This window comes from Martinezella hainanensis (genome assembly GCF_900094555.1).
Taxonomy (GTDB): Bacteria; Pseudomonadota; Alphaproteobacteria; order Rhizobiales; family Rhizobiaceae; genus Rhizobium; species Rhizobium hainanense.
On record NZ_FMAC01000012.1, the window covers coordinates 138763 to 152290 of the forward strand.

Below are 13528 nucleotides of genomic sequence, written 5' to 3' on the forward strand. Positions count from 1 at the left end.
GCGGAACTCATCAATAATTTCGGTTGAGCGTATTCCATCTCAGGCTATTTGTCATGGTTTGTTGCTCCCCAGATGACATATCCCTCCGCTAGCGTATAGCCGGTGATACCGTACAGGCACACGGCCGTGTTCGACTTCGCGGCTTTCAGCGCCTGATCCACGCCTCGGATCGCCGTCGCTACGCGACTTTGACCTTCGCTGCCGAAAGACGTCGCGAACTCCGTTGCCCAATTCTTGGCATCGTTCAGTAGGACGTCGCCCACCCCGAAGGGCACTCCGCCGGCTACCCCCACTTTCGCCGCGAGCGCGAGGCCCTGGTTCCAGGACTGATGGGTCATCAGGTTCGTCATGATCTGCGCGATGGCATTGGTGGAGCTACCCATCGCCACGTTGAGAGCAACCTTGAATGCCGCCTTGCCCGCAATCTTGCTTGCCGCGTTCAGTCCCGCCTTTTCGGCGACGTCACCCCATGCCTTGCTGACGGCTTCGGCCTCAAGCCCGGCCACGCCGGAACCGATGCCGTAGAGCAGCCCGCTCCAGGCGCCGGACAGAAGCGCATCGCGGAACCCTTGTCCCGAGAATTGGGCACCCGGACTGATATCATATTGCAGCCCGGAGGAGCCGACGCCGAAGGCGGTGTTCGTCACGACCTGCTGCAGGAAGTTTCCGACGGCATTGACGGTTCCCTCGATGCCGGCAGCGCCAACGCCTTCAGGCAGCGCGACCGTGGTTGACAACTCGGTCAGCACCGCCGTCTGTGAAAGGCCTTGGGCTCCGACCGAAGCGCCGGCGGCCACGACTTCGGAGCCGCCAGTCAGCGCGCTCGATATCGAGCCAATCGCGGAGCCGACAGCATCGCCGATGGCAGCCAGCACGTCGGAAAGGCCGAATGTGAAAAAGCTGAGGGCGAAGCCGGTGACGGCAAGTGCTGCCATTCCCGCCCCGATGCCGACGCGCGCCCAGGTCGAGGTATTGCCGGTGGGGTCGATCATCATGATCGGGTTGTTGCCGGCGAAACCGTAGGGGTTTGCACCTTGCCCCGCGACATCGGGAGAGCAGAAGCGACGCAGGAGGGGATGATAAAGCCTCGCCCCGAAATCGTAGAGGCCGGTTTCCGTGTCGAGTGCCTTTCCCATGAAACGGAACGGGACGATTTGCGGAAGGGAACCCGAGATGCCGAGCACCTCGCCGAAAGGCGCGTAGTCGTACCGGGCTACCAGCGCATTCTGATCGTCGACCACGGCCCAGACGGTCTGCGCATGATCCTTCACCGGGAAATAGCGCGCATCGCTCACAACGGTCACCAGCCCCGTGGGTCCCTGAATGTAGGCTGTCCATGTCCCGTCGGAGTGGCTGCATAGCGGCTGGGTCGCCGCACCCCAGAGATATACCGTAGTGGAGGACGTATTGCCGCTGACCTGTTTCAGTATCCGCTGCCCCTTGCCGCCATAGGCAAGCCGAAGCTGGGTCACGTCATCCCCCGAGGTGACCGTCAGCCCGGTCGCCAGTTTCAGGCACGGGTCATATTCGAGCGCCAGGCCCCCGGCCTGCGTCAATCGGCCGTCGGCGCTGAACTGCAAGGAAATGGGATCGGGATCGGCGCTGCCGATCGCCAACGTGCTCGGCCGGTTCGAGCCCGGGGCGCAGGTAAAATCGTATTCCACGTCGTCCTGGGTAAGCTTCCAGATATTGCCGTTGGCATCATATAGTCCGACGGACTCGTTGCCCTGTGTGCCTCCCGTCACGGTCGCGCTCGCCAGGCGCATCTGGCCGTCATAGGCATAGGCAACTTGTGTGCTGTCCGAATCCGAGCCGAAGCTGTATGACAGACCGCGGTTCTCGATCCGGCCATCCACGTCATAACCTAGCCCCAGAGTGAAGCAGGCATCCGTCGTGCCGCTTGGCGTTACAGTATACCCGGTGAGCCAGCCCGGAGACGCATACTGATAAGCGCCGGTCAGTAACCCCTGGTTCAGCGTTTCCGTCTCGACATCACCATCCGCATTATAAGTGTAGGCGGCGATGTCCGTCGGTGTGCTTACCGAGGTACCGATGCGGGTAACGCGGCCCCCGTCGTCGTAATCATAGAGGACCGTGGCGACAGGCGAGCCGTCTGGATAGGTCACCTGAGTGATCTGCTTTAGATTGTTGTAGGTGTAGGACACGGTCGCGGCCGAGGTGCCAAGTGTCGAGGGAAGCTGCAGCGTAATGCTGGCGAGATTTCCGTCGCCGTCATAGGCCAATGACTCGGTCGTGGTCACGGCATCGGCCGAAGGGACCATGGCAGGCGCCTGGTTGACCGTCACGATCAGTATTTCCTTGCCGATCGCGTTCGGATCGCTGCCATCTCCGTCATAGCCATGGGTTCGCGCGACGGTATGTGCAATGGTGTCATCCGGCCATGCAGCCTGTCCAACGAGCGTGGCGAGTCGCGTCGCATCCCAGGCCTGCTGAACCGTCCCTTCCTCGAGCACGCGGCCGAGCGCATCGTACTTGTAGTAGGCAAACCATGCCTCGCCATCCTCGAGCGCCGTGTTCACGAAGCGAAGACGCGACGACGGATCATAGAGGAACTGGCTGGTGCCGGTGTCCGGGTCGGTGGTCTGCAGGGTGCGCCCCAGCGGGTCCTGCACCAGCGACTTCATGAAAGATGAAGGGTCCGACTGCGGCGTCTTGGTGTAGAAATTCGGTTGGCGGGTCTGCAGGGTGGCCGCTGCTGCCCCCGCGGCATCGGCGAAGGTGGCGATGGCTTGCCCTTGCCCCGCGACTTCGCCGGCGATATCCGTGAGCGAAGAGGCAAGTTTGCGGCCCATCGTGTCGCGCAGGGTAAGCGATTGCGTCTTCAGTGGGCTGATCAGCGTGTTGGCGACATAGTCTCCCTGCGGCAGATCGAAGGCCGAACTGTCGTTCGGTCCGTAAAGGAACTGCGTTGTCTGGCGATCGGCCGGCGCCGTGCTGTCGATGTCGTGGATTGCGTAGGCCTTGCCGGGTTGTCCCTGCTCCAGGCGTCGCTTTCGAGGTGAGGCTTCGAGCAAGTAGCCGAAATACGGGTAGCCCTCGTCGTCCGAGCGTGGCACGGTCCCGTCGGACTGGCCGGCATAGTAGTCGGCCAGGTCCCCGGTCATCTCCCAGCTTCCATCCATTGCGGCGAGGAAGCCCGATACGTCGACGAAGTCCGGATGATAGCTTAGTATCGGCAATGCTGCGTCCGCACCGAAGCTGGCTGGGGCCATGCGGGTGATCGCCACGGTTCGGCCGAGCGGATCGTGAATGGTGGCGGAGATGGCGGCATCTTGACCAAGAAGCTGTTGCTTCTGGCGGTCCTGTCCGGAGGCGTCGGTGTAGGAGAGCAATACGCGTGGCGCCGCGACCATCGCCAGGTTGCGGAAGGAGAGGAGGTTCGGACCGGTCGAGATCGCGATCGGATCCATGCTGTCGAGGGGAACGCTGGCGCTGAACAGGAGCTGACCGTCACCGAAGAACAGCACGAGGCCATCACCGAAGACCGTGAGCCATTCCGTCGCCATCTGCGGCGGGCTTGTCAATGGCGTCTGCACCGTCTTGCCGTTCGGATCGGTGAAGCTGTAGCCGGCATCCGAATCGAAGGCGATCTGATAGCCCTGGGCGAAGGAGACAGCCAGTGGACCGGCCAGCGTCGCGGGCGGGGGCACCTCGAAATAAAGGGCCGAGGTGGCGGGGGAAGAGCCTTGCCAGGTGAGCGTATCGTCCACATTTGCCGTGTGCGACAGCGCGCCGCCGGAGACGCTCCAATTCGTCGATGTGGCGCTGGCCTGCCAGCGATCCTGCCATTCGTCGCCTGCGCAGAAGGTCTCCAGTGTGCCGCCATCAGCGGGTTCCAGCGACAGATTGGCGTTCGGATTGCCGGCATCGAACGTATCGGTGGCATTGCCCTCGCGCGATAGGGAGACCTGGACGAGTTCCTTGACCTGCTCCTGAGGTCCCACCTTGGCCACCAGCCGCTGGAAGCTGTCGTAGATGCACCGCAGCGTATGTCCGGCCGAGTCGACCATCGCGGTGACCTGGTGCGTCGCTGTATCATAGGCGCGCACGGAGACCTTGCTTGCCAGGGGCGTTACCAGAACGTCGTCGACGAGCACCGCATCCGCAGCGGTGTTGGTGGCCTGGATGATCAGCTCGATGGACCTCTGCCCCGCGATGAGCGGGATACCCAGCGTCCGGTATGTCCAAGCGCCGCCGGTGTCGTCGAATGAGACGCCGAGTACCTCCGTCACCAGGCCATCGACCACGACGACCACGCTAAAGCCGGCGTCGGTGCCCGGCGAGAAGCCGGCCGGCGTCTTATACCAGAAGCCGAGCAGGTAGTTCTGGGAGATGTTCGCAGGGGTCAGCGTCGTGGCAAGCATGGCTGTCCCGCCGCCTGGCAGGCTTAGGCTGTTCGTTCCGCTGTGCGCGTCGCCGGTGACGAGTTGCGTGCCCTCCATGGTCCACGCGGCGTTGCTCTCGTAAGGTTCGAAGCCGAGATAGGCACATTCCCCACGCGAGAGCGAGGCATTGGTGATGCGCGCGATCGGAAGCTCCGGCGCTGTGCCGTAGAGCGTCGATTGAATGACGCCGCAGGCATCCGCCATCTCGGTAAGCTGGCCCGAGGTGGTGCGCCCTTGGATGAGCGAGTTGCGAAGCCATCCGTCCGGGACAGAGCCAGGATTGTAGGAGGAGAACGGAAAAGCGATCGCCGCCGTACCCGTCCAGGCAAAGGTTGCCTCCCTCGCCGGGACGAGCACATCCTGCCCATAGCTGCTGGGGAAGCCGGCATAGGTCATGGCGGTTGCCTTGATCGGCACCGCGGCGGCATTGCCCGAGGCCCAGCTGGTCGTAGATTGCGCCACCTTGGTCAGCATGTGCTGCGCTAGCAGCGTCGCGTCGATCTCATATCCGTAGGTCGTGGTGGTGGTGAAGGTTTCCTGTGCGCCGCTGCCGCCATAGGCGAGCGTCTGTGTCGATACCGGCTGACCGGAGAAGGGCGCGGCGAGACCGTCGGGGACGTAGCCTGTCGTCTGCGTGCTGGTGACGCCATCCTCCATCTTGATCTGCTGGATTTGAAGAACGTAAGCGCCCTTCAGGTTCAGCAGCGGCGCTTCTGGGTCGGAGGGGTCGGAGGCACGAGTTGTGTAAGCCTGCCATGTATTCTCGGTCTGGGCCAGCAAATTGCCCTGGCTGTCGAGCGCATCCGCGCTTTGCAGCAAGCCGTCGAGCATGTTGTAGTAGTCTGCGCCGGTAGCGACGGCGAGGCCGTTGAGATATCGCGTTACCTTGGAGCCATAGGTCGGTTGCGAAGCATCCGCGGTGCCGGGGTAGGTCGTCACCTCATAATACTTGACCACGAGCCCTGTCGGATCGCAGGCAGCCTGATCGGGATCGGGAAAATAGGTCGTCGCGGCAGTCGCGCCGAAACCGTCGGTGATGGAGATGCCGGTGACCGCGTAATGGGTCAGTGCTCCGTCGATGGCGTCGCCGGCATAGCGGTGCAGGAGGATCGCCGAGGCGTGGTCGAAATCCGAATCCGTGCTCGGATATGCGGCAAACGCTTCCGGTCCGCCCGGTGTTTGTCCGGGCGTGGTGGGGACGCTTTCGGCAGGCGTGTAGATGCGCTCCGACGAGAGTGTCTGGGCCGCACCGTAGATGCCGCCATTCTTGAGTACCAGCACAGCGGCCTGATCGTTTGTCGAATCCGCGATGTCATAGACGTAATAGCCAAGGAAGGTTGGCCCCTCGTTGATGACGGACTCGGCATTCAGCACATAGCCATCGGCGGAGCCGAGCGCCTGGTTCACCAGCTGCTGCAGGTCCGCATTCGGAGACTGGGTCAGCACGTCATCCCAACCCGTGGCTGTTCCACGGAAATAGAGATATTGACCGATGTTCATGAAGTCTCCGCCACCGGCGGACGGCCAATTGGCCGTCGCCGAATAGCCGGGTGGGTTTGAGAGCCCCTGCGCTGGCGTGACCGGGCTTCGCGTCCACGACGAGGAGTCCGTGTCGGGATCGAAGGACAGGACCTTTGCCGTGGTGGTTCCGACGCCGCCGCCCGGCACCATGATCTGGATCGCGTAGTCCGGACCGTAGGCATAGCGCTGCTGCGATCCCGATGGCAGGCTGGTGGGCACGAGCTGCGAATTCGCAAGCCAGGCCTGACCGTTGTAGCGCAACACATGTGCGGCCACCGCGACCATCGTGTTGTCGATAATGGTCGGGATATAGGGCGTCTTGTAGTTGCCGCTCGCTTCCAGGCGGTCGTTGAAGGTGAAGCTCGTCACGGTCGAGGGGAAGGCGTAAGCCGCGTCCCATTGAAGAAAGGTGAGCTCGTAGCCGCGCCACTGGGAGTTGTCGGTCTGTAGGTTGCTCATCACCACGAAGGAGGCGGACGGCACCAGCGTCACCCGGTCGTAGTATACGACGCTGAAATCAGGCAGCGTCAGGATCGCCGGTTGGCTCCAGACGAGGCCGGGTGACAGGAAGGACAATTCCGCCTTTCCCGTCTCGTCCAGGATCAGCTGATACTCGTTCATCGCCGTTGCCCAGGCATACTGCGGCAGCGTGAAGGATTCGAGCGTCCAGCTTGCCGTGGTCCAGCGCCAGGTCAGCCGATCGTAGCTATAGGACGAATGATCGGGGTCCATGCAGACGACGAGCAGGAAGGTGTTGCCCCCGATGACATTCACCGTTCCGCCGGAAGGCGCGTAGCTTCGCGTCGGCTGGTTGGGCGCTGTTGTGGTGCCGTCGACCGTGGCCGGCACCCATTGGCCTGGCCGCGCCACGTCCTTCTGGAAGACGTATAGATCGGTTTCGCTGCTGCTCGTGAAGGAGAGCGCGAAGAAATTTTCGCTGGCGACGACGTTAAGCGTCGTCAGGTCGAGGCCGCCAGCACTGCTGAAGAGAATGGTATCGTCGGTCAGCGACCATTCGATCCAGCGTCCAAGCCACGTGTAGACCTGCAATGAAAGCTTGCCCTGGCCCGTATTGTACCAGGTGGTGACGACATAATCGGAGCCGAAGAAGGCCCGTGGCTCCGCACCCTGGAAATCGTCCGAAGGCGGTCCGACGCTTACCATCCGCTCGCAGACCGCGAGCTGCTGCTGCGTATAGGTATAGGTGGCGACCGCGCCTTGCGGATAGGTGATGGATTTCAGAGCACCCGGGCTCGATCCTGACAGCAAGCCATCGAAATAGTAGTCGAAGATGAGCCCGGGCAAGGCCTCTCCCGCAGCCTTCTGGAAGGTGACGCCGGTGAGGAAGCGCTTGCAGGTGTCGCCGTACAGTGCGCCGGCATAGGAGGTTACGTTGGCGACGGGGCTGCCATCGCCGCCGGCGGGCTGGCTCGGCAGATAAGCGAGCACCAGGCTGAACATCGGCGCACCGGTGACGTCCTGCACGGCGATGCCTTCGAGGAATTTCGTTTCGTACCGATCCTGGTATGCGTTTGCCGTCATGTCCGGCTTGAGCTTGTGCGGATCGGCGTATTCCCGCGCGCTCTCGGGCGTGGAATCGTCCCACAACTTGTCATCATACTGGAAGACGGCCTTGCGGCCGAACACGTCGGTGATGCTGGTGAGGTAGCAGGCCTTGGTATAGGGCAGGCCGCTGGCGCCCACGGGCTGCTCCACGTCCGGGATCAGCCCCGTGGAGGGATCCCGCACCCATTCATTGTAGCCATATACGATCGAATCGCCCCAGAGAACCGAGCATACCGCCAGATGCCAGACCCGCGCATATTGGCACTGGCCGGATGTCACGTCGCTCGCACCTTCCCATATGGCCGAGGCCGCCCCGCCATCGAGGGACCAGCGTACGCCCCACTCGATGCTGTTACCGACTGAAGTTGCATAACCCTGTGCCGTCGGTGCGCCGAGCCCTCCGAAGGACATTCGGTGACCGTCTTCGTTGACGACGATCCATCGCTCATAAGGTGGGTAGTAGAGGATCTTGCGGAATGCGTAGTTGACCAGCTGATATGCCTCGCCTCCGTCCAGGACCTGGAGTTGGGTGTCGGCAAGCGCGAGATCAAAAAGCTGCTGGTTGTCGTCATCGGACAGGGTCCATGCCGTCGAGGAGGTAGCGGAAACCGTTGTCGCTGACGACAGATTGAAACCGCGACCGAGAAATTCGGCGCGGAGGGCGGCCGGCACCGGTTGGCCGTCCTCAAGATTATTGGCGAGCGACGCGTCTACCGCGAAAAGGTTCGAGGTTTCCGGTTCCCGCGCAAGCGGGGTGGGAATTCCCCCGCTCACATAAGTGTATTGCTGCGTGCCTGGTGTTGGGGCACCGCCATCATCGAGTTCAATCAGCGTCGCGGGCAGGGTCCAGCCCAGACCGGCTATGCTCGTGGGCGCATCCCGGTTCCATGTCATCGCGTCGCGATAGACGTTGCTCTGGTAGAGCAACGACACTGATATATCCAGCCCGTCACCACTCAGCCGGCCCGGCATCGCCAGCAACGCCTGCGTCAGATTGATGTCGCCGCGGAACTGGTTGACATTGCTGTCAAGCGACGCAACGGCGCTGGTATCGAACTGGAAGGTACGGATCGGCGGAAGTTGAGAGGTGGAGTCTGACATGGGAAGGCCCCCAGCAAGGATGGGTTGCTATTCGGACTGGTCGAGAATGCCAACTGCGATGACGCTGGCGCTGCTCAGCGACATGTCCTGCGTGTCGCCATCATCGTTGCCCATCCAGGCCCAGACGCCCGAGCTCACGACCTTGGAACCCGTATCGTCACTCTGGCAGACCCAGGTGTTCGGGCCAGCACCAATATTGCTGATCTCGTGATCATCATTGTCCGGGAACTGCACCTGGAAGCCGGTCAGGAGCACGAAGGCATCGGACAGTTTCACCGATCCCATGGGGATCGTCTGCTGGCCGGCGTCTTGCGCGGTGTATGGCACTACGACAAAGGAGGGCATTTTGTCGGAACTTGCGACCAGGAACCCCGTTCCCGTCGGGTTCTGCGCCGTGTTGCCCGAATCGTCCGACATATTCGCAGTGACCGTGATGTATCCGTCGGAACCGTTGGCCGTGCTCCCGACTGAAGCATTGACATTCAGGACATGATGATCGGTCTGCGGATAGGCGAGATAAAAGCCGCTCATGCAGGCCTGCAGTATGGAATGGAACGAGTCCGGCAGACTGATCGGCGGACTTTCGTTGTTAGATCCACTCGCCACGGAGAACGGCGCGGAAAGCAGGTTGGTGGTGGTGGTCGCGCCCGTCCACGCGACGACCACGACGGTCACATAGGATTTGCTGAGGTCGACCGTGTTGCCGCTTGCATCGCTCAACACGCCGTTCACAGCGACGGAGACCTGTGTGGATGCTACCTGATTCGACGTGAGGGCGAGGCTGATTTGCTGGACGTGATGATCCTCGCTGAAAGCGAAGTAAAAGGACGAGATGCCGACCGCGAACTGGCTGATCGTGTCAGGGAAAGTGAAGGTATGGTTCTGGATAGGGCTGAGACTCATGGTTTGATAGGTCAGGGGCATCGCTGAAATCCTCGTTTTGGAATGGATGGGACAGGACCGGCGAATTGGCGCGGCCGTTATTCCTGCGTATCTGACTGGCTGCAGCGGTTGGCGCACGGTGTGGCGCGGTTCGGTTCGTCTGGCGCGTTTGCGCCATTTATGAAACGTCGGACATGCGGAGTCATGCGCGTCATAGCCATTTCTCCTCGATGCCAGCGCCATTGGCGGTTGAACGAATGGCTTGAGGACTTTGATCGTTTTCACGGCGCGATGCCATTACCCGAAGGGGTAAGGATCGGGTCTGATGAGCGTCGCTTTGCCGAGAGCAACGGGCCGATGTGTCGCATTGGGAGACATGTTTCTCATCGGAACACGGGATGTCCGATTTCTCGTCGATCAGAAGGGTGATACCGAAGCGGACAGCCGAGCCAGATCTGTTTCGAGCCGAACTCGGCGTCGAGCACGATCGGGGTATTCTTATTGCCTGACTGTTTCTGGAGAGAGCGAAATCACATCAAAGCCAAGCCCATAAATGAGTTCTGATCAGCGCTAGATCGGTCTATGCTGCCTACCCCAAGCCGATGACGTCAGCTTCCAAAGGGGCGGAAGCTCGGAAAATGGTGGGGTGGTATGAGCGATCACGGCGGCGGCAAGGCGCCCCTCGGCGCCGATCCTGCTATAGAGCGCTTTGACATGCGCTTTTACCGTATCGATGCCGACATCCAGAATGGTTGCGATATCCTCATTGGATTTTCCTTGAACAACCCACGAGGCTACTTCAAGTTGACGCGGGCTCAACCGTGGAAACGCAATGCGCAGTCGATTGATTGGCGTGAGTTTGGCCAGCGTGCGCTCTTGCGCTTGACGATAGCTGCGAACGATATGCGGACGAAAAGCGACCAGCCTATCACGCTCAAGGTCGCTGAAAGCGGGGCGCCCGATCACTCTGAACCCGGCGATGTCGACGACATAATCGTCATGCGCAATGATCATTTTCATGATCCGTCGCGCTCGAGATGGTAGGAAGACCTCTTTTACGATCGGAAGGTTGAGATAGGTCTCGTCATCGAAAAAATCTGATTCCCGCAGCGCCTGGTCGCCATAAAACTCTGGGGTGTTCTGCCAGAAAGGATGGCTGTGCATATGGCGGGCGTAGGCAGCCATGCTCGCTCCTCGCGCAGCGGGATCGTCCTCTACCGAAACCAGGGCCCGAAAGTCTTTGCTCTTGTGATGAAACTCCGCATACGTGACGACATCGGCATCGATCAGTCGGGCCACCGTATCAAAGAGGATTGATGGCAAGTTCTGCAGATCCGGTTCATGTTCGTAGAGGCGGATGGTTTCCTCCATGAGGGGTCGGTCCAAGTCATTCAGCTGCGCGATATTCATCCAATCACCTCCCATTGCTGGCGATGAAACCGACGGTGCGTTGGCCCGTATATCCCATTAATCTCAAGTGAGGATTGGAAGTCGATGGGTTGAAGACTGCTCCCACAAATCGTTTTAGTTGAGGTAAATAAATTTCCGATTGTCATAGCCACCGTTTCATTGAAGGACATTTGTCACTCGGCATCTAATGAAAGGGATCGCGCAAATTAGGGGGTCGGCTGCTTGCATGAGAAGCGTTCGTCCGTGTCGATGAACCGATACTACGAATGCTATCGGAATATTCTCTCCGTCAAGGAGCACGGCACACGGCGCGCACAAAACGCTTATGCTTCATGCTGCCAGCATGCCGCTTGTTGAACAGCAAATCCCTGCCGTTTGGCTGCCTTCACTTCACAAAGCCTCACGCTCGCCTCCAGAGGCTCTACGGGCGCTTGCTTATTTTAAAGGCACAAAGGCGTCGAACTTTCTGCTACCCTCAGCGCCTGTTACAGAAGTATCAAGAATTTCCAGCACTTGAGGTCAATGGTCTTCGTAAAAACCGGGTTGTTGGTTCTTATCCATTCAAGAGCATAAACAACGCATGAGCCGGCTCGCTCTTAATTGGTGTTCTCCATGTGGGGGTAACCGGCGTCCTCGGTCATTTCGTTGACCTCGAAAGGCGCCTTCCCGTCGTAGCCACCGCAGGTGATCTGACTCGCAGTCGTTGATCATGGCGAAGTGGTCAGGAAGAATTGCTTATTCTGGTAACGTCATTGTGGAAAAGACGGTGTCTCACGCCTCTGTCGATGATTTATTGTTAAATAGGAACTCCCGCATGTTCTGCCGATGCCAAAGCAGCGTCAGATTTCTTGAAAAGGTCGCTGATTTGATCAAGCGTTTGTCGTCGCTTTGGGCACTATTCTTCGCCGCATTGGGAATTTTCGCAGCAAGCGAATTTGCTCGAGCTGGGTCGGAGCAGACATGGTAGGAGGATCCCGCCAGCCATTGCAAGTTCGTGGTGCCTGCTTCCCTGACGGCCGGACCTACGTTTTGGACGGGCACCTGCCCGGGTGGCAAAGCCTCCGGCAATGGCATGCTGCGACGCCGCGACGGCAACCACGCTGGTGCTGCCTTCTTTGGACAAATGAAGGACGGAGTTCCTCAGATAGGTCTCGTCGACCTTGATGGGGGATACCGGGTCGGAACCTTTGATCGCAATGACATCGGCAGCAAGGCCGAATTGGAGCCTCAGGTTCGGACTGATGCTTTCCGCGCCGCTATCGAAGCCGCCAAACTTGTAAGTTCCAAATATAAGGCGGAGAACAAGGATGCATCGGCGCAGCTTTACGAGACGCTTGCAAAAGCGTTCGAAGCGCAGCTCGACTAACCTGAATTCTTTCCGTCTGATCCTGCTCTATGCAGCTCTTTTTGCGCCCGCCACGTTATCGGCGCAAGAAACGAACGAGGCGGCCAGAGGACTTCTCAAGATATTGGATCTCGATCGGGCTGGGGAGGCGATGATCAGCTATTGCGAGACTGCCGCGCCGGCCACCGCACCCCTGCTGAAGGCGGACTAGAATTCCTGCCAGTCTCCGCCTGCGACAGCGGCATTGCCATGAAGGGCGTTGGCCAGCCTTTTGGTCAATTGACGTGCAGGTGATATCGCCGTCTTGGATACGGTGTCCGTCGACATGATCGCGAGCGGCTTGCCAGCTTTGCCCGTCGCATGTGAGGCGATTCGAAACTGCGATAGCAACTGGAACAAGGCTTCGGCTTCCGATGCCAGACTGTGGGCGGCGGCCGTAGCTTGCTCGACCATGGCTGCATTTTGCTGTGTGCCCTGATCCATCGTGTTGACGGACGTGTTGATTTCCTTCAGGCCTGTCGCCTGTTCCCTGGAAGCTTCGACGATAGCATTTACATTTCCGTCAACCTGTTGGACCTGAACGACGATTTCTTCCAGTGCCTTGCCGGTTTCGCCCACCAGCGACACACCGCTTTTGACATGGTCGTTCGACGTATTGATCAGACTCTTGATTTCCTTGGCGGCCTGTGCCGATCGCTGGGCCAGTTCTCGCACTTCCTGCGCCACGACAGCAAAGCCCTTACCAGCCTCGCCAGCGCGTGCGGCCTCGACGCCCGCATTCAACGCGAGAAGATTGGTCTGGAAGGCGATTTCATCGATAACGCCGATGATGTTGGCAATTTCGGTAGCAGAGGCCTCGATCTTACCCATGGCCTCGACAGCACTTCGGACCACGCGACCGGAATGCTCGGCGTTTTCTTTGGTTTTGCGCACCAGTTGACCGGCCTCGTGCGCTCGCGTGCTTGAGCCCGAGACGGTTATCGTAATCTCCTCAAGCGCTGCGGCAGTCTGTTCCACCGATGCAGCCTGCTGCTCGGTTCTTTTGGCGAGATCATCGGATGCCGACCGGATTTCCTGCGCGCCCGACGCGATGGCGCCGGCATTTTCCGCGACCTTCTGCATGGCCGCGTGCAATCTCTCGACGGCTTGGTTGAAATCGATGCGGAGTTGATCGAGGGAGGGGATAAAGGGCTTGGTGATCTGACGTGTAAGGTCTCCGCTTGCCAAGCCCTGCAGGCCGTCGGCCAGCTGGCTGACGGCCGCATTGGTCTGCTCCGCCAAAGCATCGCGCTCGGTC

Annotated in this window: 5 protein-coding genes; 1 reads left to right on the forward strand and 4 read right to left on the reverse strand. The window is 60.1% G+C overall.

Annotated elements, in window-relative coordinates; genetic code table 11:
• Positions 1–44: 44 nt before the first annotated feature.
• The 3 genes from GA0061100_RS28460 to GA0061100_RS28470 all read right to left on the reverse strand — a co-directional run bounded on the left by GA0061100_RS28460 (position 45) and on the right by GA0061100_RS28470 (position 10886).
• Positions 45–8594, reverse strand: coding sequence for an RHS repeat-associated core domain-containing protein (locus GA0061100_RS28460; RefSeq protein ID WP_075856214.1), 8550 nt, complete (start codon positions 8592–8594; stop codon positions 45–47).
• 27 nt (positions 8595–8621) lie between these two features.
• On the reverse strand, positions 8622–9518 hold the full coding sequence (locus tag GA0061100_RS28465; protein ID WP_075856215.1) for a hypothetical protein: 897 nt from the start codon (positions 9516–9518) through the stop codon (positions 8622–8624).
• 528 nt (positions 9519–10046) lie between these two features.
• Complete coding sequence (locus tag GA0061100_RS28470) at positions 10047–10886, reverse strand: helix-turn-helix transcriptional regulator (protein WP_075856216.1); 840 nt, start codon at positions 10884–10886, stop codon at positions 10047–10049.
• A gap of 1072 nt (positions 10887–11958) precedes the next feature.
• Between GA0061100_RS28470 and GA0061100_RS35480 the strand changes: the two genes are divergently transcribed.
• Complete coding sequence (locus tag GA0061100_RS35480; RefSeq protein ID WP_342196583.1) at positions 11959–12252, forward strand: hypothetical protein; 294 nt, start codon at positions 11959–11961, stop codon at positions 12250–12252.
• Between the two features lie 186 nt (positions 12253–12438).
• On the opposite strand, the gene GA0061100_RS28485 is transcribed toward GA0061100_RS35480, so the two are convergent.
• On the reverse strand, positions 12439–13528 hold a 1090-nt coding region (locus GA0061100_RS28485), incomplete at its 5' end, for a methyl-accepting chemotaxis protein (RefSeq protein WP_244557977.1).